We start from the raw sequence: 24,205 nt of genomic DNA, 5'->3' as shown, positions 1-24,205 counted from the left end.
GTGAGCCTGAGGGAGCGCGGGGCCGGCGGCCAGCCGCTCGGCCCGCCGCTCAATCGGCGGCCTCGGCCGGCACCGCGCTGGCCAGCTGCAGCTCCAGCTGCTCGATCGGCACCGGCCGCCCCAGCAGATAGCCCTGGAAGCGGCGGCAGCCGTTGCGCACCAGAAAGGCGAGCTGCTCCTCGGTCTCCACACCCTCCGCAATCACCTCCAGGCCCAGGCTCTTGGCCATGCCGATGATGGTCTGCACGATCACCGCGTCGGTGTGCGAGCCCAGCATGCTGGCCACAAAGGTCTGGTCGATCTTGAGCTGGTCCAGGCTGAGGCGGGTCAGGTAGGCCAGCGAGCTCTGGCCGGTGCCGAAGTCGTCGATCGCGAAGCGCACCCCCAGCGCATTGATGGCCTGCATCTTGGCCAGGGTGTCGGCCAGGTTGACCAGCACCAGGCTCTCGGTCAGCTCCAGCTTGAGCAGGCGCGGATTGGCGCCGCTGCTCTCCAGCACGCTGCGCACCTGCTCGACGAAATCGATCTGCCTGAACTGGCGGGCGCTGACATTCACTGCCAGCTGCAGCTCGCGCGTGGCCGGCGCATCGGCCCAGCGGCGCAGCTGCTGGCAGGCCTCGCGCAGCACCCAGTGGCCGATCGGCGAGATCAGGTCGGTGTCCTCGGCCAGCGCGATGAAGCTGCCCGGCGCCACCATGCCGCGGCGCGGATGCTGCCAGCGCAGCAGCACCTCGGCGCCCACCGGCTGCCGCCATTGGTCGACCTGCAGCTGGTAATGCAGCCTGAACTCGCCCTGCGGCAGCGCGTGGCGCAGATCGGCCTCCAGCGCAATACGCGCCGCCATCGCCGCATGCGTGGCCGGGTCGAAGAAGCGGATCGCGTTGCGCCCCGAGCGCTTGGCCTCGTACATGGCGATGTCGGCGCGCTTGAGGATCTCGTCCAGCGAGACCTCGTTGCCGTACAGCATGCTGATGCCGATGCTGGCGGTGCTGTGCCATTCATGCTCGTCCAGCGCATAGGGCCGGGTCAGCACGGCGCGCACCTTCTCGGCCACCGTCTCGGCGTCCACCGCCGCCTGTTCGGGCGTCTCGCTCAGGTCGGGCAGGATCACCACGAACTCGTCGCCGCCCTGGCGCGCCACCGTGTCGTTGACGCGCACCGTCGCCTGCAGGCGGCGCGCCACCTCCACCAGCAGGCGGTCGCCGACGTCGTGGCCGCGCGTGTCGTTGAGCTCCTTGAAGTGGTCGAGGTCGATGAACAGCACCGCCGCCGGGCGCAGGTGACGCACGCTGGAGGCCTGCACCTGGCCGAGGCGGTCGCGCATCAGACGGCGGTTCGGCAGCTCGGTGAGGGCGTCGTAGAAGGCCAGGTTGTGGATGGTCTCGTCGGCCAGCTTCTTCTGCGTGATGTCGGTGAACACCGCCACATAGTTGGCCACCGCGCCGTCCTCGTCGGTCACCGCGGTGATGCTGAGCCATTCCGGATAGACCTGGCCGTTCTTGCGGCGGTTCCAGACCTCGCCCTGCCAGTGGCGCTCGGCGCTCAGCTGGCGCCACATCGCCTCGTAGAACGCCGGCTCGTGCCGGCCCGAGCGCAGCAGGCGCCCCACCACGCGGCCATGCGCCTCGGCGGCGCTGTAGCCGGTGATGCGCGTGAAGGCGGGGTTGACGCGCAGGATGCTCTGCGCGGCGTCGGTGATCGCGATCGCCTCCAGCGAATCGAAGGCGATCGCGGCGATGCGCAGATCGGCCTGGGCGCGGCGGCGCTCGGTGACATCGGCGGCCACCGCCACAAAGCCCTCGGCCGCGCCGGCGCTATCGCGCAGCGGCTGCATGTCGATGTCGAGCCAGAGCTCGCGCCCATCCTTGCGGCGGTTCAGCACCTGGGCGCGCGCGCCGCGCCCGGCCTGCACGGCGGTCTGCAGGCGGGCTAGCGCCGCCTGCTCGGTCGGCTGGCTCTGCAGCAGCCCGGCCATGCTGTGCCCGAGGGCTTCGCCGAGGCGGTAGCCGGTGAGGCGCGAAAAGGCCTCGTTGACCCACACCAGGCGCTGGCGGCCGTCGGTGATCATGACGGCATTGGTGGTGAGCTCGGCCACCAGGGCCAGGCGCTCCAGCTCGCGTGCCTGCGTCGCCAGCTTCAGGTATTGCGAGCGCACCGCGCGGGCGGTGGGCTCGGCCACGATCACCGCCAGCGCGATCAGCAGGCTGACGGTGGCGGCGGCCCAGACCTTGGCCAAGGTCACCGCGCTGCGCTGCCTGGCCTCGGTGGCCTGCTCCAGCGCCAGCACCAGGCGCTCGGCCGCCAGCAGCGCCGGCTCGACCGCCTGCTGCAGGGTCGCAACCCGCGCGCTGCCGCGCTGCGGCGCGGCCTGCAGCAGCGCCTCGGCCTGGCGGTAGAGCGCGCTGCGCGTCTCTTCCCAGCCGGCCAGCACGGCCGCATCCAGCGCCAGCGCCGGGCCCAGCTGGGACGAACCCGAGTACAGAAATTCCTGCAGCACACGCGCATCGCGATCGGCGCGCTCCAGCACCGCGCGCAGCTCGGCCTGACTGGCGAGTTGCTCGCCCGGCAGCTGGCCCAGCAGTGAGGCGATGCGGCCGATGCGCTGGCTGTGCATGCGCTGCATGCCGGCCAGATTGGCGGCCTCGGTTTCGGCCTGGCGGCGCTGCAGCGAGGCATCGGCCTGCCAGGCCAGCAGGGCCGCATGGCCGGCCGCGGCCAGCAGCACCACATAGATGGCCAGGCGCACGCGCCGGTGTGCCGAGGCCCCCGACTCCAGACCCGGCAGGCGCGAGCTGGGGCCCTCGGGCGCGCGCCGCCGGCCGGCCCGGTAGGCCAGCTGCACCAGCAGCAAGGCCAGCGCCAGCGCCGCGGCCAGCGCCACCGCGATCAGCCAGGCGGTGCTGCCCGACATTCAGTCGCCGTGCCCGTGGGCGGGGGCGGGGGCGTCGCCCAGCCGGAACACCTCCACCGCCTGCACCAGCTGGCGTGCCTGCTGCTTCAGGCTGTCGGCGGCAGCGGCGGTCTCCTCCACCAGCGCGGCGTTGTGCTGGGTGGCACGGTCCATCTGGCCCACCGCGGCCCCGATCTGCGCCACGCCGGCGCTCTGCTCCAGGCTGGCGGCGCTGATGCCGCCCACCACGGCGCTGACCTGGTGGATCGCCTCCACCAGCTCCTCCACCGCCGCGCCGGTCTTGCCCACCAGCGCGCTGCCCTGGTCCACGCGCGCCAGGCTGGCCAGGATCAGCTCCTTGATCTCGCGCGCCGCCTGGGCGCTGCGCTGCGCCAGATTGCGCACCTCGCCGGCCACCACCGCGAAGCCGCGCCCCTGCTCGCCGGCGCGCGCCGCCTCCACCGCGGCATTCAGCGCCAGGATATTGGTCTGGAAGGCCAGGCTGTCGATCACCGCGATGATCTCGCCGATGCGGCGCGAACTCTCGTTGATGCCCTGCATGGTCTGCACCACCTCGGCCACCATCTGGCCGCCGCGCACCGCCACCTCGGTGGCGTCACGCGCCAGCTGGTCGGCCTGGCGCGCATTGCTGGAGTTCTGCTGCACGGTGGAGCCCAGCTGCTCCATCGAGGCGGCGGTCTGCTGCAGCGCCGAGGCCTGCTCCTCGGTGCGGCTGGAAAGATCGCTATTGCCCTGCGCGATCTGGGTGCTGGCGGTGGCCACACCCTCGGCATCGCGCCGCACGCCCGCCACCACGGTGGCCAGGCTGGCGCGCATGCGCTCCAGCGAGGCCAGCAGGCGCGCGATCTCGTGGCGGCCCTGCACCTCGACGCGCGCCGTCAGGTCGCCGCGGGCCACCGCATCGGAGGCCGCGATGGCCTGCTCCAGCGAGCCGCCGATGCTGCGCACCAGCAGGCGCCCGAAGCCCACCGCCAGCAAGAGCCCGGCCAGGCCCAGGCCGATGGACAGGTTGCGGATGCTGGCGTGACGCTGCTGCGCCTGCGCATGCTCGGTCTGCGCGCCGCGCAGCAGCAGCTGCATGAGGGCCTGGATGTCGGTGCCCACCGCCACATAGTGCGGCCGCACCGCCTCCACCACCAGGCGGTTGGCGCCGGCGATGTCGCCCGCCTTCAGGGCCGCCAGCGTCGGCAGCAGGCCCGCGCTGACGAAGCGCTGGCGATGCTCGGCAAACTGCTGCGCCAGGGCGCGCTCCTCGGGCTCATGGGCCCTGGCCATATAGCGCGTCCACAGCGCGCTGATGGCCTGGATATTGCCTTCCACCTCGGCCACGCTGCGCGCGATGGTGGCTTCGTCGGGCGTCACCAGGGCCACCGCCAGCGCCAGGCGATTGCGCAACAGGCGCTCCTGGATCTCGGCCACCAGGGCCATGGGTTCGGCGCTGCGCTCATAGACCCGCTGCAGGCCCTCGTCGGCCCGCGTCAGCCCCGCCAGCCCGGTGCCGCCCACCAGCAGCATGAGGGTCAGCAACATGCCAACCAGGAGGTGGAGACGGGTCGATATCTTCAGCTGATTCACCTGCACAACCTTTCCCTGTCAAACCCATGAGCCCGCCGCGCCGTTGCGGCAAGACCCGATCGCGGATTTATAGTAACGCGTACGCTACACGTTCACTTCAGGGTTTGTGCGGGCCTGGCAAGGCCTTGTGCGCTCTGCGGGGTGCTTGGGTTCAGGCCGGCGCGTCGGCCGCGACGCGCGCGCGCAGCAGCTGCTGCTCGAGGTCATCCAGCACGCCGTCCAGCAGCTGCGCGGGCGCCAGCCTGGGCTTGGTGGACATGCCGATATTGGTGAACAGATAGCCGATCACCTTCAGCCGGCACAGGTCGTGGGCGAGCTGGCGCTGCGCCGGCGTGGCGTCCGGCCCCAGGCAGGCATCGATCAGGGTCTCGCATTCGCGCCGGAAGCCCGAGGCCGGGCCGGCGGCCAGGAAGCTGGGCGCAATCTCATTGCAGGGGTCGAACACCAGCTTGAAGTCCTGTGGCCGCTCCATCCAGAAGCGCACATAGGCCGCGTACAGCAGGCGCAGGCGCTGGATCGGTGCCTCGCCCGCCTTGCTGCGCGTGCGCGCCTCCTGCAGCGAGGCCTCCAGCACCTCGCCCCAGACCTGCTCCAGCAGCGCCGACTTGTTGGGGAAATAGCGATACAGCGACATCGCCGAGATGCCCACCGCCTGGGCCACGCCGCGCATCGTCACGGCGCCGTAGCCGCCCTCCAGATGCAGGCGCCCCACCGCCTGCAGGATCTGCTCGCGCAGCTCGTCGCGCTCGGCGCCGCGGCGGCGATGGGTGGATTTGCGGGCGGGCTGGATGGGCATGGATGAAGGCTGGCGTGGCCGCCGATGTTCGCACTTTCAAGGGCGCGCAGCATACTCGTTCCCACCAAGCCAACTGGCATGGGCCAGGCCTCAGAATCGAACATCCGCAAGCGCAGGAAGCCCGGGCATGGTGGTATTGCAACGCAGTCTCGACCGCTCGGTGCAGCGCACCCTGCAGGGCCTGCTGTGGTGGCTGGGCGCGCTGCTGCTGCTGGCGGTGGCCTCGGGCCTGCTCGCCAGCCAGCTGCTGACGCGGCAGTTGGCCACCGTCTACGCCGATCGCGTGGTGCCGCTGCGCGACCTGCAGCGCATCAGCCAGCTGCTCAACGTCGACGTGCCGGTGACCCTCGGCGGCGGCGCCGACGGCGCGCTGCAACAGCAGCTGCTGAACGAACTGGTGCGCGAGCAGAACGCACTCTGGCGCAAATACCTGGCCACCTACCTGACGGCGGAAGAGAGCGCCCTGGCCGAGACCGCCGGCCAGCAGCTGGGCGCGCTGCAGACCCTGCTGGAGGCCGAGCGGCCGCTGGATGCCGCGAGCCGCTACATGCTGCAGCTGCGCCCGCTCAACACCACGCTCTCGGCCCTGCTGGACCTGCAGGTGCGCGTCGCCGACAGCGAGCTGAACAGCGGGCGCGCCTGGGGCCGCTGGGCCTCGGCCTGGGGGCTGCTGCTGGCCCTGCTGGGCCTGGCGCTGATGCTGCTGGCGATCCGGCTGGTGCTCACGCGCGTGCTGCGGCCGCTGGCGGTGGTGGCCGACGGCATCGCCAGGCTCTCCGAGGGCGAGCTGGCGCTCGGCCCCGAGGCCCACCAGCTGTCCGGCGACTACGCCGAGGTGGGCGACCAGCTGCGCCGCCTGCGCAACTCGGTGGCCGAGCGCCAGCAGCTGCTGGCACATGAACAGGCCCTGGGGGCGCAGCTGCGCGAGGCCCAGGCCGAGCTGGTGGAGGCCGAGAAGCTGGCCTCGCTGGGCGCGCTGGTGGCGGGCGTGGCGCATGAGCTCAACACCCCCATCGGCGTGGCGGTGACGGTCTCCAGCGGGCTGGCCGACAAGGTGCGGCGCTTCCAGCAAGACCTGGCCCTGGGGCCACTGAAGCGCTCCATGCTGGACGGCCTGCTGGCCAGCATCACCGAGGCAGACCAGCTGCTGGCGCGCAATCTGGCGCGCGCCGCCGAGCTGATACGCAGCTTCAAGCAGGTGGCGGTGGACCGCAGCAGCGCGCAGCGGCGCCTGTTCGACCTGCGCGAGACAGTGGACGAGCTGCTGGCCTCGCTGCGCCCCGCCTACGGCCGCCATGGCACCGAGCTGATCAACGAGCTGCCACCGGGCCTGCGCATGGACAGCTACCCCGGCGCGCTCGGCCAGGTGCTGACCAATCTGGTCGTGAACGCGGTGCTGCACGGCTTCGATGGCCATGGCGGCGCGGTGCGCATCGCCCTGGCCGATCGCAGCGAGGGCACGCTGGACCTGATGGTGGAAGACCAGGGTCGCGGCATGTCGGCCGAGGTGCAGGCGCGCGCCTTCGAGCCCTTCTTCACCACCCGGCTGGGCCAGGGCGGCAGCGGCCTGGGCCTGGCGATCGTGCGCAATCTGGTGGTGGGCCTGCTGGGCGGGCGCATCGTGCTGCACAGCAGCGAGGGACAGGGCTGCCGTTTTCTGCTACACCTGCCGCTGAGCGCCCCGGCGGGCGCCGCCCCGGAACACCATGCCAGCATCACCGCCTGAGGACGACGCGCTCGACATCGTGGACGATCTGCACCGCGCCGCCGCGCCCGAGCGCAGCTGGCGCGTGCTGGTGGTGGACGACGAACCCGACGTCGTGCAGGCCACGCTGTTCGCGCTGCGCGACGAACGCATCGACGGCCGCCCGCTGAGCCTGCTGACCGCCGGCACGGCCGCCGAGGCCGAGCTGCTGATCCAGGCCGATGCCGAGATCGCGGTGCTGCTGCTGGACGTGGTGATGGAGTCCGCCGACGCCGGCCTGCGCCTGGTGGAGCGCGTGCGCGCCCTGCCCGGCCGCCAGGCGCTGCGCATCATCCTGCGCACCGGCCAGGCCGGCTATGCCCCCGAGCTGGAGGTGATACGGCGCTACGACATCAACGACTACAAGACCAAGGCCGAGCTGACCCAGCTGCGCCTGCTCACCTGCCTGACGGTGGCGATACGCGGCTTCCACCAGCTGCGCCGCATCGAGGCACACCAGCGCGGCCTGGAGAAGGTGGTGCGCGCCTCGGGCCGGCTGATGAGCGAGCGCGGCTCCTTCCAGGCCTTTGCCGACGGCGTGCTGACGCAGATCTGCACCATCGTCGATGGCCAGCCCGATGGCGTGCTGGTGCTGCGCCTCGGCGCAGCGCCGGGCCCGCAGGCCCATGGCGAGATGGCGGCCGAGGTGGTGGCCGGGGCCGGCGCCTTCGCGCGCCTGGTCGGGCGCCAGGCCGAGACCCTGCCCGAGCCGCTGCGCGGCGCGCTCAACCATGTCAACGGCGCCGACGTGGCCCACCATGGCGGCTATGGCGTGGTGCGCGCCCATGCCCAGGATGGCGACGCCCTGCTGGTGCTGTTCTCGCTATCCTCGCCGATGGACGAGGTGGCCACCGGGCTGCTGGAGCTGTTCGCCGTCAATCTCTCGCTGGCCTACGACGATGTGAAGGCCTATATCGAGCTGCAGCACCGCGCCCATCACGATCGCGAGACCGGGCTGGCCAACCGCGCCGGCCTGAAGGCCCAGCTGGGCACGGCCACGGGCCTGGAGTTCGCCCAGGTGGCGGTGGGCGATCTGCAGGAGATCCGCGGCGTGCTCGGCGAGGCGGTGGCGCGGCGCGCGCTGCAAGACCTGGCCCTGCGTCTGCAGCAGGTGCTGGGTGGCCAGGCCCAGGTGGCGCGCCTGGAGGGCGACCGCTTTGCGCTGGCCATGCCCGGCCCGGTGCCCGATGCGCTGGTGCAGCGCCTGCTGGCGGCGCTGGCGCAACCGCTCAGCGTCGGCGATATGGCGCTGCAGCTGCCGATGGCGCTGGGTTGGTCGCAGGGCGGCACCAGCGTGGACCAGGCCATCGACGAGGCCGGCCTGATGGTGGCGCGCCAGGCGCCCGGCCGCCAGGTGCGCAGCGCCAGCTTCTCGGCCGCGGTGCGCGAGCAGGTGCATCGCCGCATGGCCCTGCTGGCCGACCTCGACGCCGCCCTGGCCGAGGACCGCATCGAGATGTATCTGCAACCCCAGGTGCGCCTGGCCGATCAGAACAGCGTCGGCGCCGAGGCGCTGGTGCGCTGGCGCACGCGCGAGGGCAGCCTCGTGATGCCCGACCATTTCATCGCCGTGGCCGAGCACACCGGCGCGATCGTGCAGATCGGCCAGCGCATGGTCGAGAAGGCGGTGGCCCATCTGGCGAGCTGGCCCGATCCGCGCCTGCGCATCTCGGTCAACCTGAGCCTGCGCCAGCTCGAGGAACCCGACTTCGCCGCCTGGGTCACGGCGCAATGCGATGCGCATGGCGTGGCGCGCGAGCGCCTGCGCCTGGAGATCACCGAGACCGCCTTTGCCGTGCACAGCGAGCAGGTCGGGCCGGCGCTGGCCGCACTCACCGAAGCCGGCTTCGAGCTCTCGATCGACGACTTCGGCACCGGCCAGTCCTCGCTGGGGCGCCTGGCCGAGATCGCGGTGCACGAGCTCAAGCTGGACCGCTCGCTGGTGCGCGGCATCGAGCATGACGCGCGCGCGCGCCGCGTCGCCGGCCTGATCGTCGAGCTGGGGCGCGACCTGGGCGTGGAGGTGCTGGCCGAGGGCATCGAGACCGAGGGCCAGCTGGCGGTGCTGCAGCAGCTCGGCTGCGTGCTGGGCCAGGGCTGGCTGTTCGGGCGCGCCGAGCCGGCGACGCAGTTCAGGCTGGAGGCCTGAGGGACCTCAGCGCTTCTTGGTCTTCTTGGCCGCCGCCGGTGGCGCGCTCGGCTGTTTCTGATCGCCGATCACGCTCTTCAGCGGGCAAACCTTGAAGGCCGGGCATTTCTGGCAGCCAACGGCCAGGGCAATGGGGCAAAGCGTCATGTGGAGATCTCCTGGACGCAGCGATGCCGCGCGCCTGCACTGTACGCGCAGCACCGTTGTCTGTGTGCCCCGGCACGGTGCGGGCGCGGCGCACCAGCAACGGGCATGGCCGCAGCAGTGCACCCGCAAGGCGCATTTCTGGCCCACACTGCACAGGCACAGGGCTTGCATTGCCTGTGTGACCTAGCCGGAGACCCCATGCACGCGTTGACCCTACCCGCCCCCGGCCACTTTGACGAGATGCTGCTCGCCAGCGGTGCGATCCGCCCGCATTACCAGGCCTTTGCCAACTGGCTGCACGCGCAGACGCCCGAGCACCTGGCGAAGAAGCGCGCCGAGGCCGATCTGCTGTTCCACAAGGTCGGCATCACCTTCGCCGTCTATGGCGACGAGGCCGGCGCCGAGCGCCTGATCCCCTTCGACACCGTGCCGCGCATCGTGCCGGCGGAGGACTGGCGCATGCTGGAGGCCGGCCTGCGCCAGCGCGTCACCGCGCTGAACCGCTTCCTCTGGGACATCTACCACGGGCACGACATCGTCAAGGCCGGCCTGATCCCGGCCGAGCAGGTGTTCGCGAACGCCCAGTACCAACCCGCCATGCAGGGGCTGGACCTGCCGCACGGCATCTACGCCCACATCACCGGGGTGGACCTGATCCGGCATTCGGACGGCGGCTACTACGTGCTGGAAGACAATCTGCGCGTGCCCTCGGGCGTCTCCTACATGCTGGAGAACCGCAAGATGATGATGCGGCTCTTCCCCGAGCTGTTCGCACGCTATGCGGTGGCGCCGGTGGCGCATTACCCCACCCTCCTGCTCAACACCCTGCGCCACGCCAGCACGGCCGACAACCCCAATGTGGTGGTGCTAACGCCGGGCCCCTTCAACAGCGCCTACTTCGAGCATGCCTTCCTGGCCCAGCAGATGGGGGTGGAGCTGGTGGAGGGCCAGGACCTGTTCGTGAAGGACGAGTTCCTCTACATGCGCACCACCGTGGGCCCCAAGCGCGTGGACGTGATCTACCGCCGCATCGACGACGCCTTCCTCGACCCGCTGGCCTTCCGCGCCGATTCGATGCTGGGCGTGCCGGGCCTGCTCTCGGTCTACAAGCAGGGCCATGTGATCCTGGCCAACGCCATCGGCACCGGGGTGGCGGACGACAAGTCCATCTACCCCTATGTGCCCGACATGATCCGCTTCTACCTCAAGGAGGAACCGATCCTGCACAACGTGCCGACCTGGCAATGCCGCAAGCCGGCCGACCTGGACCATGTGCTGGCGCACATGGCCGAGCTGGTGGTGAAAGAGGTCCACGGCGCGGGCGGCTACGGCATGCTGGTGGGGCCGGCCGCCACCCAGGCCGAGGTGGAGGACTTCAAGCTGCGCGTCAAGGCCAACCCCAGCAACTACATCGCCCAACCGACGCTGTGCCTGTCAAGCTGCCCCACCTTCGTGGAAAGCGGCATCGCGCCGCGCCACATCGACCTGCGGCCCTTTGTGCTGACCGGGCGCGAGATCAGCATGGTCGCGGGCGGGCTCACGCGCGTGGCGCTCAAGCAGGGCTCGCTGGTCGTCAATTCGTCCCAGGGTGGTGGCACCAAGGACACCTGGATCCTGGAGAGCTGATCATGCTGTCAAGAACCGCTGCCCAGCTCTACTGGATGAGCCGCTACCTCGAGCGTTCCGAGGATCTGGTGCGCATGCTGGACGTGACGCATTCGCTCTCGCTGCTGCCGCAATCGCGCGGCGCCATGACCGAGCTGGCCGCGCCGCTGGCCGTCACCGGCACGCTGGAGGCCTACCACCAGCGCCACGAAAAGCTGCAGGCCGAGCAGCTTTTCAACTTCATGGCGCTGGACCTGGAGAACCCCTCCTCGGTGCTGTCCTGCCTCAAGCAGGCGCGCGAGAACGCCCATGCGGTGCGCGGCCAGATCACCGCCGAGATGTGGGAGGCCATCAACAGCACCTGGCTGGAGGGCCGCACCCTGCCCAAGCGCGGCATCCCCAGCGTCTCGAGCTTTTTCGACTGGGTCAAGGAGCGCTCGCACCTGTTCCGCGGCGCCACCTATGGCACGCTGCAGCGCAACGACGCCTACTGCTTCATCCGCCTGGGCACCTTCACCGAACGCGCCGACAACACCGCGCGCCTGCTGGACGTGAAGTCGCAGCTGATCGAGCCCGCCGTCGCGAGCCTGGTGCCGGTGGATGCGCCCAGCGACAGCGCGCCCGACTTCTATGCCTGGAGCGCGCTGCTGCGCTCGCTCTCGGCCTTCGAGGCCTACCACGCCGCCTACCGCGACAGCCTGGACGGCCGCCGCGTCACCGAGCTGCTGATCCTGCGCCCCGATGTGCCGCGCTCGCTGCGCGCCTGCTGTGACGAGATCCGCGCCATCCTGCCGCAGATCGAGGCGCGCCCCGGCGCGGCGGATGCCGGGCGCGAGGTCAAGCGGCTGGCCGGCCAGCTGGCGCTGCGGCTGGAGTATGGTGCGGTGGACGAGATCCTGGACGCCGGCCTGCATGGCTGGCTGACGGGCTTCCTGGCCGAATCCGCCACCCTCGGTGACGCGATACGCCGCGCCTACTTCGAGGCCATGTGACCATGCACCTGCTGATCTCGCACGAGACGGTCTACCACTACGACGCCCCGCTGGCGCGCAGCACCCAATACCTGCGCCTCACGCCGCGGCCCACGCCGGGGTTGCGCGTGCTGAGCTGGGCGCTGACGCTGCCCGCGCCGGCCAGCGCCTGCCTGGACGCCTATGGCAACCACATGCATGTGCTGACCCTGGACGGGCCGCGCCGCGAGATCCACCTGTTCGCGCGCGGCGAGGTCGACACCCCCGACGGCCCGCCCCAGCCGGACCGCGAGGACGCGCTGCCGCCCGAGCTGTTCCTGCGCGACAGCGCGCTGACGCGCGCCGATGCGGCGCTGCAGGCCTTTGCGCTGCGCTTTGCCGAGCCCTGCCGCCAGGACGCCCGGCAAGGCCTGGCCCTGATGATGGAGGCGCTGGGCGTGCAGATGCCCTACACCCCCGGCCTCACCGACGCCGCCACCCCGGCCGCCGAGGCCTTCGCCAGCGGCCTGGGCGTGTGCCAGGACCATGCCCAGGTGTTCGTCACCTGCGCGCGCCTGCTGGGCCTGCCGGCACGCTATGTGAGCGGCTATCTGGCGGCCGACGCCGAACATGTGGCCAGCCATGCCTGGGCCGAGGTGCGCGTGCCCGACGCCGATCACGACCCGCAGGGCGGCGGCTGGCTGGGTTACGACGTCAGCAACCAATGCCTGGCCGACGGCCGCTATGTGCGCCTGGCCATCGGCGCCGACTACCTCGACGCCTGCCCGGTGCGCGGCGTGCGCCAGGGCGGCGGCGTCGAGGGCATGCGCGCCAAGGTGGAGGTCAAACCGGGCCCCGGCGTGACGCCAGAGCAATTGCAGCAGCTGCAGCAGCAGTGAGCGCTGCTGGTAAATTCGCGCCATGACCTATTGCGTTGCCATGCGGCTGAAGGCCGGCCTGCTGTTCGCGTCGGACTCGCGCACCAATGCCGGGGTGGACCACATCGCCACCTTCCGCAAGATGAATGTGTTCGAGCTGCCGGGCGAGCGCCTCATCGTCATCCTCAACGCCGGCAACCTGGCCACCACGCAAAGCGTGCTGAGCCTGCTGCGCCAGCGCCTCACGCATGACGGCGCCAGCCTGCACAATGTCGGCTCGATGTACGAGGCGGCCGAGCTGGTGGGGCGCACGCTCAAGGAGATCGTCGCCCGCGATGCCAACGACGCCACCCTGGGCCAGGGCGTGGACTTCGGCGCCAACTTCCTGGTGGGCGGCCAGATCCGCGGCGAGGGGCCGCGCCTGTTCCATGTCTACCCGCAGGGCAACTTCATCGAATCGACCGAGGACACGCCCTATTTCCAGATCGGCGAGGCCAAGTACGGCAAGCCCATCATCGACCGCGTGATCCGCTACGACTCCACGCTCAGCGAGGCCACCAAGTGCACGCTGATCTCGTTCGACTCGACGATACGCTCCAACCTCTCGGTGGGCCTGCCGCTGGACCTGCTGATCTACCGCGCCGACAGCTTCGCGCCCGCCGCGCCGCACCGCGTCACCGGCGACGACCCCTACTTCAGCAAGCTGCGGCGCGGCTGGGGCGAGGGCCTGCGCAAGGTGTTTGCCAAGCTGCCCGACGAGGACTGGTTCAGCAGCGGCAGCTGATTTATTTTCGGGGGGCGGGAACTTTCCCGCGGCCGCGCTGCAATAGACATCAAGCAGCCCCGCGCATGAAGCAGCCATGTCCCACCCTCCCCGCCCCGGCACCGTGCCCGCCACGGTGCGCCGCATGAAAGGCTTTCTGCCCTTCGGCGCGGGCGCGGCCGAGGACACGCCGGCGCTGCTGCAGCGCCTGGCGCGCGGCGATGCCAGTGCGCTGGAGCCGCTCTACCGGCGTGAATCAGCGGCCGTCTACCGCTACGCCCTGACCCTGGGCGGCAACCCGGCCTGGGCGGCCGATGCGATGCAGGATGCCTTCGTGGCCCTGGCTGCGCGGCCGCAGGGTTTCGATGCGGCGCGCGGCATCAGCCTGGGCGCCTACCTGGCCGGCATGGCCCGCCATGCCCTGCTGGCGCGCTGGCGCGACGCCCCCGCGGCCGAGGCCGAGGACGACGCGCCGGGCGCGCCCGCGACCCATGCCTCGCCCGAGGCCCTGCTGGTGCGCGCACAGGACCAGGCCGCCCTGTGGGCCGCCGTCCGTGCCCTGCCCTGGCCGCAGCGCGAGGCGCTGCTGCTGGTGGACCTGCAGGAACGCCCCTATGCCGAAGCCGCCGCCATCGCCGGCATCCAACTGAATACCTTGCGCACCCGCTTGCACCGGGCGCGCCTGCGCCTGGCCGCGCTCTTGAACGCGGCCGGCGCGGATGCCGGAGCCGCAGCCTCATCATGAACCCAAGCATTCGCCCCCTGGCCGAACTGTTGCGTGAAGGCGCGGCGCAGCTGCAGCAAACGCCCGTGCCGGCACCGCTGCAGGAACGCACCCTGCGCGCCATGCGCGCCGCGTTGCCGACGCGCGCCGCAGGCAGCGGCTGGGCGGCCAGGCTGTCGGGCTGGTGGCGGCCGATGGCCTGGTCCGGCGCGGGCACCTGCGCCGTGATGCTGCTGGGCGCCAGCTGGCTGATGAGCCTGGAGCCGCCCGCGGCCGCCGACACCGCCAGCGCCAGCGACTTCCTGCCTCTGGTCTCCGCCGAGCGCTGGTCCAGCTATCTGCAGGAAGCCGGCGCGGGCCGCCCCGGCTGGCTGGTGGCCGCCGAAATGCCGCGCGAGCGCATGGCCCTGCTGGGCCTGCCCTTCGATCCCGCCCGCGCCGGCCAGCCGGTGCGCGCCGAGCTGCTGATGCAGCCCAGCGGCGAAGTGCTGGCGGTGCGCTTTCTGCGCTGAACCGAGTCGTCATCGTCAATCAATCAAGGAGTCCGTCATGACCAAGCGTTTGCACCCGATGCTGGCAGTCTGGGTGGCCGAGGGCCTGCTGCTGCTATGCAGCGCCGCGGCCCAGGCACAGCCGGAACTGCCCCTGCAGCTGTCCCAGTTGCTGAGCCATGAGAGCCTGCGCTTTGCCGGCGATGAGCTGGGCCAGGAGCGTGTGGTGAAGGGTGCGCCCTATTGCGCCGAGGCCCAGCACGAGACCGTGCAGACCCTGGCCGACGGCAACCGCATCGTGCAGAGCCAGACCTCGCGCCTGTGCCGCGACGGTGAGGGGCGCACGCGCCAGGAGCTTGAGCGCAACGGCCAGCGCAGCATCTATCTGCGCGATCCGGTGGCGCAGGAAAGCTGGGTGCTGGACCCCGAGCGCAAGAGCGCACGCCGCCTGGGCGGCATGGCGGCACCCGACGCCCAGGCCTGGCGCGAGTTTGCCGAGCAGATCCGTGCCCAGGTGCGCGAGCAGACCGGCAAGCTGCGCGAGCAGGCCCTGCGCGACAGCGAGCAGGCGCTCAAGCAGCATGAACTCGCCCTCAAGGAGCATGCCGCCGCGCTGAAGGCCAGGCCGCCCGAGCCGGTGGTGATCACGCAGCAGGAGCTGGACGGCGGCGACGGCAAGACGCAGCGCCGCATCGAGGTGCAGGTGCTGCGCCCGGGCAGCGGCCCCACGCCGCTGCCGCCCCTGCCCGGCCTGCAGGCACCGCCCCTGCCACCGCTGCCGCCCGCGCCGCCGACGCCGCCCGCCGTGCACTTGCGCGCCCTGCAGCTGGCACCGCGCGGTGCGGCGGTCGTGAGCCCGCTGCCCGCCAAGGAGATCGAGGGCCTGAGGGTGAACGGCGAACGCAGCAGCTGGACCATTGCCGCCGGCAAGCTCGGCAATGAGAAGCCCATCGTCATCACGCGCGAGGTCTGGAGCTCGCCCGAGCTGATGATCACGGTGGCCACGCGCGACTTCGATCCGCGCAGCGGCGAGGTCAACTACCGACTCAGGAACATCCGCCGTGGCGAACCCGATGCCGCGCTGATGCGGCCACCCGCCGACTACAGCCAGCCCGAGCCCCGCCCCGCGGCCCGGCCGGCACCCAAGGCCTCGGCCAGGGGCTGAGCGCCAACCGTCGAGGAAAAGCCGGTGGCGAGCCGCCGGCACTTGACGCACACTGCGCCTGGGGCGCCGGGCTCGGTGCATGACGGGATGCCGGATGTTGTTGCGCTTGTGCCTGCATGTTTGCCTGTGTCTGCTGTGCGGCGCCGTGCCGGCCATGGCCGAGACGCTGCGCACCGCGGCGCAGGACAACAACGCCCTCAAGTACGACCTCAGGAACGCGGCCAAGCCGGGCATCTGCGTGGAGGTGCTGCAGGCCATCGAGGCCGGCGATCCGGAGTTGCACTTCAGCGGCACCGAGCAGCCGATGTCGCTGCGCCGCATCGAGGCCCTGCTCGCCGAGGGCCAGCTGGACATCTTCTGCGCCCTGATACGCAGCCCGGCGCGCGAGGCGCGCATGGCCTTCATCGAGGTGCCGATCTACACCGTGCGCCACCGCATCGCAGTGCGTGCCGAGGATGGGGTGAACGTGCACTCGCTGGAGGAGATCCGCCGCCTCGGGCCCGAGGCCTCGGTGATCGTCAACAAGTCCACCGCCCATGAGGACCTGCTGCGCAGCGCCGGCGGCCTGCAGATCGATGCCAGCAGCCCGGACACGGCCGTCAACCTGAAGAAGCTGGTGGCGCAGCGCGGCCGCTTCTACTACCACACCGAAAACGCCTTGCTGCGCTATATCGAGGATGGCGGCCTGGAGGGCAAGGTCAGGCTGCTGCCCACGGTGTTCAAGTCCGAGGCGCTCTACCTGGCTTGCAGCCCCAGACTCGCGCCCGCCACGCGCCAACGCCTGCAGCAGGCGCTGGAAAAACTGGCGCGGCGCGGCGAACTCGAACGCATCTACGCCGGCTATCGCGAAAACTGATGCGCGGCGTAATTGCTGCAGTGCACAATAGACGCATTGCAGCAATACGGGAGTCCGGCATGCGACGCGTGGTGTTCAACCAGAAGGGTGGGGTCGGCAAGTCCACCATCACCGCCAACCTGGCCGCGATCGCGGCCCAGCAGGGCCGGCGCACCCTGGTGGTGGACCTGGACCGCCAGGCCAACAGCAGCCGCTATCTGCTGGGCGAGGCCGCCGACGCGGCGCAGCCCGGCGCCGCCGAGTTCTTCGAGACCACGCTCAAGTTCAGCGTGCGCGCGCCCCGCACGAGCGACTACATCGTCGCCACGCCCTGGGAGAACCTGCACCTGATGCCGGCCAGCCCCCTGCTCGACGAATTGCATGGCAAGCTGGAGAGCCGCTACAAGATCTTCAAGCTGCGCGATGCCCTGGTCGAGCTGGGCGAGGACTACGACGAGATCTGGATCGACACCCCGCCGGCCCTGAACTTCTATACCCGCTCGGCCCTGATCGCCGCCGAGGCCTGCCTGATCCCCTTCGACTGCGACGAGTTCTCGCGCCGCGCGCTCTACGAGCTGCTGGAGAACCTGCAGGAGATCCAGGCCGACCACAACGCCGGCCTGCAGGTGGAGGGCATCGTGGTGAACCAGTTCCAGGCCCGCGCCGCCCTGCCCCAGCGCACCGTGCAGGCCCTCATCGACGAGGGTCTGCCGGTGCTGCAGCCCTATCTGAGCGCCAGCGTGAAGATGAAGGAATCGCATGAGCTGTCGCGCCCGATGATCCATCTGGACGCGCGCCACAAGCTGACGCAGGAGTTCGAGGCGCTGTACGCCGCGCTCGCCTGAGCCGCAACGAATGAAACAAGCCGGGCCGGCGCCGACATCGCGCTGATACCGGCGCGCCCCAGCATGACGGCATGAACGCCCTGCTCGCCTCCTTCCTCAACATCCTCGCCCTGGCCGGCCTGGCTCTCGGTGCCTTCGGCATGCTGCTGGTGGGCGCCTCGTCCGACCCCGGCCGCGACGGTGGCCGCGCCCTCATGTGCCTGATGCTGAGCCTGCCGCTGGCCGCCGGCCTGCTGCTCAGCTATGGCCTGGGCGTGGCGCGCGATGGCTTCGGCTGGGTGGCGCCGGGTTCGCGCGGCCTGCAATGGCTGCTGGTGCTGGCGGCGGCGCTCTCGGCCGGCCTGGTGCTGGCGGGCAGCGCGGCCTTGCGCCTGGAGCCGCAGAGCCAGGTGCCCTGGGCGCTCTGGCCCTTGCGCGGCTGGGCCTTCGCGGTGTGGGCGCCGCTGCTGGTGGCCGGCGCGGCGCTGGCGCTCTGGCCCGCCTGGCGCGCCGGCCTGCCCGCCTGGGCCTGGCGGCTGCCGCTCGCGGCCCTGGGCAGCATCTCGCTGCTGGCCGCCGCCGGCTTGCTGGTGCAGGCCCTGCAGCTCGGCGCCGAGCGCGACGCGGCGCGCATCGAGCAGCGCCTGCAGGACGATGCCGAACGCGATCGCTGGGTGATGGCCGAGGTCGAGCGGGCCGAGGTGGAGCGCGATCTCGTCGGCCTGATGAACCAGACCTCGCGCTTCGAGTCACCGGCGATCCGCGCGCGCGCCCTCGCCAAGGTGGCCAGCCATTCCGACCTGAACCGCGCGCTGGACGAGATGCTGCGCGGCGGCTGGCGCGACTACGCGCTCACCTATCTGGAAAGCAATGACGCGCCCGACAACCGGGCCCTGATGCCGGCGGTGCAGCAGGCCCTGCTGGGCCTGGCCGAGGATTGGCGCGACAGCATGCGCCGCACCCACACCCTGCAGCCCGACGCCTTCGACGCGCAGCTGCGGCGCGCGCTCGCGGTGGCCGAGAAATTCGATGCCCTGGGCGGCGACCACCTCGCCGCCATGCGCGCGCTGCGCGCCGCGCTGGACGAACCCCGCCCCGGCTACAGCCCGCCGGTACGGCTGAACGCGGTGGCCACGCTGGATCGCTGGCTGCAGCAGCGCCGGGCCCGGCCATGAGCGGGACCAGCGCGGGCACAATGCAGCGCCAAGCGCATGGGCCCATGGCCCGCCATGGAGCCCCTGCATGACCGAGCCTCTCACGCCCCGACCTGACCCTGCTCCCGGCGCCGGCGAGCTGGGCCTGCTGCAGGACGGCGGCCTGCCGCTGCTGCAGGCCCTGCTGGAGGCGATCCCGGCGCGCGTGGTGCTGCTCAACCGCGAGGAGCAGTTGGTCTACGCCAACCACGAGTTCTTCGCCTTCACCGCCCTGCATCCCAAGCAGGTGCTGGGCCAGACGATCCGGCGCGTGATCGGCGACGAGGCCTATGCCGCCTACGCGCCGCTGCGCGCGCGCCTGCAGCGCGGCCAACCCACCTCCTGGGAGGGCTGGATCACCCTGGCCGGGCGCGGCCGCCGCTATATGCGCGAGCAGCTGATCCCGGTGGGCCCGGCGCATGACCCGCAGCAGTGCACCATCGTCATCAGCCTGGACTGGACGGCGCTGAAGCAGCGCGAGGCCGAGCTCTCCGCCAAGCTGCAGGAGCTGGAGGCCAGCCAGGTGCTCAAGTCGGCCATCGTCGACCACGCGCTGGCGGCCCTGGTCTCCACCGATGAGCGCGGCGTGGTGGTCGAGTTCAACCCGGCGGCCGAGCAGATGTTCGGCGTGGCGCGCGCCGCCGCGCTGGGGCGGCCGGTGTCCGAGGTGATCATCCCGCCGCGCTACCGGCAGGCGCATGACGAGGGCATGCGGCGCGTCAGCAGCGGCGGGCCGGCGCGCGTGCTGGGCAAGCGCATGGAGCTGGCCGCGCTGCGCGCCGACGGCAGCGAATTCCCGGTCGAGATGGTGCTGTGGCGCACCAGCGTCGGCGGCCAGACCTTCTACACCGCCTCGATGTTCGACCTCACCGAGCGCCAGAGCGCCCAGGCCGAAATCGAACGCCAGCGCGATGCGCTGCGCCAGAGCGAGAAGCTCACCGCCATGGGCAGCTTGCTGGCCGGCGTGGCGCATGAGCTGAACAACCCGCTGGCGATCGTGATGGGCCGCGCCAGCCTGCTGGAGGAGAAGCTCGCCGGCCATGCGGTGGCGGCCGATGCGCAGCGCATCCGCGAGGCCGCCGAACGCTGCGGCCGCATCGTGCGCGCCTTCCTCAATATGGCACGCCAGCGGCCCAGCACGCGCGCCACGGTGGCGCTCAACGACCTGGTGCAGGCCGCGGTTGACATGCTGCAGTACGGCCTGCGCTCGCACGGCATCGAGGTGATGCTGGAGCTCGCGCCGGCCCTGCCCGAGGTCAGCGCCGACCCCGACCAGATCGGCCAGATCGTGCTGAACCTGCTCGTCAACGCGCAGCAGGCGCTGGTCAACGGCGACGGGCCGCGCCGTCTGCGCGTCAGCACCGGGGTGGAGGCACGCCGCAGCGAGCGCGAGCCGCGCATCTGGCTGCGCGTGCTGGACAGCGGCGCGGGCGTGCCGGCGGCGCTGCGCGAGCGCATCTTCGAGCCCTTCTTCACCACCAAGGCCGAGGGCGTGGGCACCGGCATGGGGCTGGCGGTATCGCGCTCGATCGCGCGCGAGCATGGCGGCAGCCTGGTGCTGGAGGAAAGCGCCCAGGGCGCCGCCTTCCGCCTGAGCCTGCCCTTGAGCGGCCAGGCCGGCCCGGTCTCCGAGCAGGCGCCGCTGGACGCACTGGACGCCGGCAGCACCGCGCGCGTGCTGGTGGTGGACGACGAAAGCCAGATCGCCGATCTGATGCACGACTTCCTCGACAGCGCCGGCTACGAGGTGGCCATCGCCGAATCGGGCGCGGTGGCGCTGGAGCTGCTGAAGGAGGCGCGCTTCGACGCCATCGTCTCGGACCTGCGCATGCCCGATGTGGACGGCGCGGCGCTGTGGCGCGCGGTGCGCGCGCGCGACCCGCAGCTGGCGCAGCGCATGGTGTTCGTCACCGGCGACACGCTCTCGCCCAGCGCACGCGCCTTTCTCGACCAGACGCGCTGCCTCAGCCTGGACAAGCCCTTCACCAAGGCCGAGCTGCTGCGAGCGCTGCGCGAGGTGCTGTCGGGCTGAACGGGCTGAGCGGCCTCAGGCGGCGACCGGCCCCTCCACCCGCATCGAGTAGTCCACCGCCTTCACGTCCTTGGTGAGGCGGCCGATCGAGATGCGATCGACGCCGGTGGCGGCGATCCAGCGCAGCTGCTCCAGCGCCACGCCGCCCGAGACTTCGAGCAGGGCGCGGCCGGCGTTCAGCCGCACCGCATCAATCATCATGGCCTCGCTGAAGTTGTCCAGCAGCACGCTGGTCGCGCCGGCGTCCAGCGCCTGCGTCAGCTCGGTGAGGCTCTCGACCTCGATCTGGATGTCCACGCCCGCGTTGAGCGCCTGCGCCGCGCGCAGGGCCTCGGCCACACCGCCGGCGGCGGCGATGTGGTTCTCCTTGATGAGGATGCCGTGATAGAGGGCCAGGCGCTGGTTGGCGCCGCCGCCCACGCGCACCGCGTACTTCTGCGCCAGGCGCAGCCCGGGGATGGTCTTGCGCGTGTCCAGCACCGCGCAGCCGCGCGGATTCGGGCTGGCGCCGGCGATCGCATCCACATGGGCGCGCGTCAGCGTGGCGGTGGCGGAGAGCAGCTGCAAGAAATTGAGCGCCGGGCGCTCGGCGCTCAGGAGCGCGCGGCCATCGGCCTGGATGCGGCACACCAGGGTGTCGGCGCCCATGCGCGCACCCTCCTCGTAGCACCACTCGATGCGGCTGCCGGCGTCGAGCGCACGGATGACGCCCTCGAACCAGTCGCGCCCGCACAGCACCGCATCCTCGCGCACCCGCACATGGGCGCTCACGCGGCGCCCGGCCGGCACCAGCTGGGCGGTCCAGTCGCAGCGGCCGATGTCCTCGAAGAGGGCATCGCGGATATTGCGCTCGCGCGCCTCGGCCAGGGTTTCGTCGTGGTCAAACATGGGCGATGTGGGCTTACTCGGGATCCGCTATTGTCAGGCTCAGCCGGTCCAGGCCCGCGATCTCGCCGCTGATCACGTCGCCCGGCTTGACCGCCCCTACGCCCTCGGGCGTGCCGGTGTAGATCAGGTCGCCGGGCTGGAGGTGGTAGTACTGCGACAGGTTGGCGACGATCTCGGGCACGCTCCAGATCATGTCGGCGAGGTCGCCGCGCTGCTTCTCGGTGCCGTTCACCGCCAGCGTGATGGCGCCGGACTTCAGCTCGCCCAGCCGGCTGGCGCGCGTCAGCGGCGTGATCACGGCGCTCTGCTCGAAGCCCTTGGCAGTGTCCCAGGGGCGGCCGGCGGCCTTGGCCTCGGCCTGCAGGTCGCGGCGCGTCATGTCCAGGCCCGCGGCATAGCCCCACACGGCGGCCCTGGCCACCTCGGGCGTGACCTTGAAGACTGGTGCGCCGATCGCGATCACCAGCTCCATCTCGTAGTGGTAGTTCTTGGTGCCGGGCGGGTAAGCGATGGTCGCGCCCGAGGCCACCAAGGCGCTGGCCGGCTTGGTGAAATAGAAGGGCGGCTCGCGGTCCGGATTGCCGCCCATCTCGCGCGCATGCGCCGCGTAGTTGCGGCCCACGCAGAAGATGCGCGCCACCGCGTAGCGGGCCTCGCTGCCGTGCACCGCCACGCTGGGCTGGGGGGCGGGCGGGAAGATGTAATCGCTCATGTCTCGGGATCTCCGGCAGGGAAGTCGCGAAAGCATAGTGGCTGGGCGGCGTGGCGGCCATGTGGAGAGCACGCATGCCGCACTCGCCAAGCGGCGCGGGATCGGCTAGGGTTGCGGCCATGTTGAATCCGCACCGCCATGCGCTGATCCTGTTGCCGCTGCTGCTGCTGGCGGCCTGCGCCAGCCGCTCGCCGGCGCCCAATGCCGGGCCAGCCTGGCCGGCCGGCCGCGATGGCCCCGAGGCGAACCCACCCGCCGATCTGCAGCGCGTGCCCGACGCCGCGCCGCAGCTGGAGGCGATCCGCAAGGGCGGCCCCAACAAGCCCTACGAGGTGCTGGGCCAGCGCTATGAGCCGATCACCGAAGACAAGCCGCTGGTGGAGCGCGGCCTGGCCTCCTGGTATGGCAAGAAGTTCCATGGCCGGCCCACCTCCAGCGGCGAGGTCTACAACATGTATGCGATGACGGGCGCGCATGCCACCATGCCCATCCCCAGCTACGCGCGGGTGCGCAACCCGGCGAATGGCCGCGAGGTGATCGTGCGCATCAACGACCGCGGGCCCTTCCACCCCGGCCGCATCATCGACCTCAGCTACACCGCCGCGCTCAAGCTGGACCTGCTGCGCGGCGTCGCCCCGGTGGAGCTGGAGCGCATCACCTACGAGGACATCCGCAGTGGCGCCTGGCAGCGCGGCAAGGAGGGCGACGCGCCGGTCTATGCCGCCGCCGAGGCCAGCGATGCACCCGAACGGCTGGCCACGGCGCAGCTGGCCGCAGCGCAAGACCTGACCCCGGCGCCGGCCGCCCCGGCGCGCGCCGCCGCCCCGGGCTTCTGGGTGCAGCTGGGCGCATTCGCGCGCCTGGACGGCGCCGAGCAGTTCCGCCAGAAGCTGGTCAAGGAGCTGGACTGGATGGCGCCGCTGCTGGCGGTGTTCAAGGACAGCAGCCTGCATCGCCTGCAGGCCGGGCCCTATGCCAGCCGCGAGGATGCGCGGGCGGCGGCCGAGCGCGTGCGCCTGGCGCTCGCGCTCACGCCGGTGGTGGTGGAGCGGCGCTAGCGTCCGCCGCCCACATCGAGCATGCTGCCCACGGTGTAGCTGGAGGCGTCCGAGAGCAGCCAGGCAATCGCCTCGGCCACCTCCTCGGCGCGACCCATGCGCTGCATCGGGATGCCGGCCACGGCGCCGGGCAGCAGGTCCGCCATGCCGCCGCTGGCATGGATCTCGGTATCGATGATGCCCGGGCGCACGCCGTTGACGCGTATGCCCTCGTCGATCACCTCGCGCGCCAGGCCCAGGGTGAAGGTGTCGATCGCGCCCTTGCTGGCGGCGTAGTCCACATAGAGGCCGGGCGAGCCGAGCTGGGCGGCGCGCGAGGAGACGTTGACGATGGCGCCGCCCGCCCCGCCCTGCCGGCGGCTCATGCGCGCCACCGCCTGCTGGGCGCACAGAAAGCTGCCCAGCACGTTGACGCGGAAGATCTGCTCGATGCGCACCGGGCTCATGTCCTGCACGCGCGCCGCCGGCGCCACGATGCCGGCGTTGTTGACCAGGCCGGTGAGCCGGCCCAGCCCGGCATCGATGCGCTCGAACATGGCCAGCACCTGCCCGGCATCGGACACGTCGGCGGCCAGCGTCAGCACGCGCCGCCCCTGCGCGCGCAACTCGGCGGCCAGGGCCTCGGCGGCGCCGGCGTCGCGCCGGTAGTTGAGCGCCAGATCGTGGCCGCGCGCCGCCAGCAGGCGGGCGGTGGCAGCACCGATGCCGCGGCTGGCGCCGGTGATCAGGGTGATGGGGGTCAGGGCTTGCGTGGGCATGCCGGTA

Annotated in this window: 21 protein-coding genes; 14 read left to right on the top strand and 7 right to left on the bottom strand. The window is 71.4% G+C overall.

Annotated features, from left to right (window positions below; translation table 11 throughout):
* Positions 1 to 49 precede the first annotated feature (49 nt).
* The 3 genes from PFX98_RS08130 to PFX98_RS08120 form a co-directional block, all read right to left on the bottom strand.
* Positions 50 to 2,911 carry an EAL domain-containing protein gene (locus tag PFX98_RS08130; protein WP_285234690.1) on the bottom strand — a complete coding sequence of 954 codons (2,862 nt, stop codon included), beginning with the start codon at positions 2,909 to 2,911 and terminating at the stop codon, positions 50 to 52.
* Positions 2,912 to 4,441, bottom strand: a complete 1,530-nt coding sequence (locus PFX98_RS08125) for a methyl-accepting chemotaxis protein (protein ID WP_285234689.1) — start codon at positions 4,439 to 4,441, stop codon at positions 2,912 to 2,914.
* A 196-nt stretch (positions 4,442 to 4,637) separates the two neighbouring features.
* Complete coding sequence (locus PFX98_RS08120; RefSeq protein ID WP_285234688.1) at positions 4,638 to 5,282, bottom strand: TetR/AcrR family transcriptional regulator; 645 nt, start codon at positions 5,280 to 5,282, stop codon at positions 4,638 to 4,640.
* 127 nt (positions 5,283 to 5,409) lie between these two features.
* Here PFX98_RS08120 and PFX98_RS08115 point away from each other — a divergent pair, with 127 nt between their 5' ends.
* Both PFX98_RS08115 and PFX98_RS08110 read left to right on the top strand, forming a co-directional pair.
* On the top strand, positions 5,410 to 7,008 hold the full coding sequence (locus tag PFX98_RS08115; protein ID WP_285234687.1) for a sensor histidine kinase: 1,599 nt from the start codon (positions 5,410 to 5,412) through the stop codon (positions 7,006 to 7,008).
* Positions 6,989 to 9,175 carry a putative bifunctional diguanylate cyclase/phosphodiesterase gene (locus PFX98_RS08110; RefSeq protein WP_285234686.1) on the top strand — a complete coding sequence of 729 codons (2,187 nt, stop codon included), beginning with the start codon at positions 6,989 to 6,991 and terminating at the stop codon, positions 9,173 to 9,175. Before PFX98_RS08115 ends, PFX98_RS08110 begins: the two co-directional genes overlap by 20 nt.
* Positions 9,176 to 9,181: 6 nt before the next feature.
* Here PFX98_RS08110 and PFX98_RS08105 read toward each other — a convergent pair whose 3' ends face one another.
* Positions 9,182 to 9,322: a hypothetical protein gene (locus PFX98_RS08105; RefSeq protein WP_285234685.1), complete on the bottom strand. Its 141-nt coding sequence runs from the start codon at positions 9,320 to 9,322 to the stop codon at positions 9,182 to 9,184.
* Positions 9,323 to 9,520: 198 nt separating this feature from the next.
* Between PFX98_RS08105 and PFX98_RS08100 the strand changes: the two genes are divergently transcribed.
* The 11 genes from PFX98_RS08100 (at position 9,521) to PFX98_RS08050 (ending at position 20,782) form a co-directional block, all read left to right on the top strand.
* Entirely contained in the window at positions 9,521 to 10,948 is a 1,428-nt protein-coding gene (locus PFX98_RS08100; protein ID WP_285234684.1) for a circularly permuted type 2 ATP-grasp protein, read from the top strand.
* 2 nt (positions 10,949 to 10,950) lie between these two features.
* Positions 10,951 to 11,919: an alpha-E domain-containing protein gene (locus tag PFX98_RS08095; RefSeq protein ID WP_285234683.1), complete on the top strand. Its 969-nt coding sequence runs from the start codon at positions 10,951 to 10,953 to the stop codon at positions 11,917 to 11,919.
* Positions 11,920 to 11,921: 2 nt separating this feature from the next.
* Positions 11,922 to 12,776 carry a transglutaminase family protein gene (locus PFX98_RS08090; RefSeq protein ID WP_285234682.1) on the top strand — a complete coding sequence of 285 codons (855 nt, stop codon included), beginning with the start codon at positions 11,922 to 11,924 and terminating at the stop codon, positions 12,774 to 12,776.
* A gap of 22 nt (positions 12,777 to 12,798) precedes the next feature.
* Entirely contained in the window at positions 12,799 to 13,539 is a 741-nt protein-coding gene (locus PFX98_RS08085; protein WP_285234681.1) for a proteasome-type protease, read from the top strand.
* 76 nt (positions 13,540 to 13,615) lie between these two features.
* Positions 13,616 to 14,263, top strand: a complete 648-nt coding sequence (locus tag PFX98_RS08080; RefSeq protein WP_285234680.1) for an RNA polymerase sigma factor — start codon at positions 13,616 to 13,618, stop codon at positions 14,261 to 14,263.
* A complete protein-coding gene (locus PFX98_RS08075) occupies positions 14,260 to 14,754 on the top strand; it encodes a hypothetical protein (protein ID WP_285234679.1) in 495 nt (164 codons plus the stop codon). The genes PFX98_RS08080 and PFX98_RS08075 overlap by 4 nt, the downstream gene beginning before the upstream one ends.
* 37 nt (positions 14,755 to 14,791) lie before the next feature.
* Entirely contained in the window at positions 14,792 to 15,898 is a 1,107-nt protein-coding gene (locus PFX98_RS08070) for a hypothetical protein (protein WP_285234678.1), read from the top strand.
* 94 nt (positions 15,899 to 15,992) lie between these two features.
* Positions 15,993 to 16,754, top strand: a complete 762-nt coding sequence (locus PFX98_RS08065) for a substrate-binding periplasmic protein (protein WP_285234677.1) — start codon at positions 15,993 to 15,995, stop codon at positions 16,752 to 16,754.
* Positions 16,755 to 16,813: 59 nt separating this feature from the next.
* A complete protein-coding gene (locus PFX98_RS08060) occupies positions 16,814 to 17,578 on the top strand; it encodes a ParA family protein (protein WP_285234676.1) in 765 nt (254 codons plus the stop codon).
* 71 nt (positions 17,579 to 17,649) lie between these two features.
* A complete protein-coding gene (locus PFX98_RS08055) occupies positions 17,650 to 18,732 on the top strand; it encodes a hypothetical protein (protein ID WP_285234675.1) in 1,083 nt (360 codons plus the stop codon).
* A gap of 67 nt (positions 18,733 to 18,799) precedes the next feature.
* The gene (locus PFX98_RS08050) at positions 18,800 to 20,782 is read left to right on the top strand and encodes a hybrid sensor histidine kinase/response regulator (protein WP_285234674.1); all 1,983 of its coding nucleotides are present in this window, start codon (positions 18,800 to 18,802) and stop codon (positions 20,780 to 20,782) included.
* Between the two features lie 15 nt (positions 20,783 to 20,797).
* Here PFX98_RS08050 and nadC read toward each other — a convergent pair whose 3' ends face one another.
* The gene (gene nadC / locus PFX98_RS08045) at positions 20,798 to 21,670 is read right to left on the bottom strand and encodes a carboxylating nicotinate-nucleotide diphosphorylase (RefSeq protein WP_285234673.1); all 873 of its coding nucleotides are present in this window, start codon (positions 21,668 to 21,670) and stop codon (positions 20,798 to 20,800) included.
* Positions 21,671 to 21,683: 13 nt separating this feature from the next.
* Positions 21,684 to 22,382 carry a fumarylacetoacetate hydrolase family protein gene (locus PFX98_RS08040; protein WP_285234672.1) on the bottom strand — a complete coding sequence of 233 codons (699 nt, stop codon included), beginning with the start codon at positions 22,380 to 22,382 and terminating at the stop codon, positions 21,684 to 21,686.
* Between the two features lie 119 nt (positions 22,383 to 22,501).
* On the opposite strand from PFX98_RS08040, the gene PFX98_RS08035 reads away from it, so the two are divergent.
* On the top strand, positions 22,502 to 23,440 hold the full coding sequence (locus tag PFX98_RS08035; RefSeq protein ID WP_285234671.1) for a septal ring lytic transglycosylase RlpA family protein: 939 nt from the start codon (positions 22,502 to 22,504) through the stop codon (positions 23,438 to 23,440).
* Here the strand turns inward: PFX98_RS08035 and PFX98_RS08030 are convergent.
* Complete coding sequence (locus tag PFX98_RS08030) at positions 23,437 to 24,198, bottom strand: SDR family oxidoreductase (protein WP_285234668.1); 762 nt, start codon at positions 24,196 to 24,198, stop codon at positions 23,437 to 23,439. The genes PFX98_RS08035 and PFX98_RS08030 overlap by 4 nt on opposite strands.
* Positions 24,199 to 24,205 lie beyond the last annotated feature (7 nt).

The organism is Paucibacter sediminis (genome assembly GCF_030254645.1).
In the GTDB taxonomy this organism is placed as follows: domain Bacteria; phylum Pseudomonadota; class Gammaproteobacteria; order Burkholderiales; family Burkholderiaceae_C; genus Paucibacter_B; species Paucibacter_B sediminis.
The sequence above is the reverse complement of the archived record's forward strand: the minus strand, read 5'-3'. Positions and strand labels throughout refer to the sequence as shown.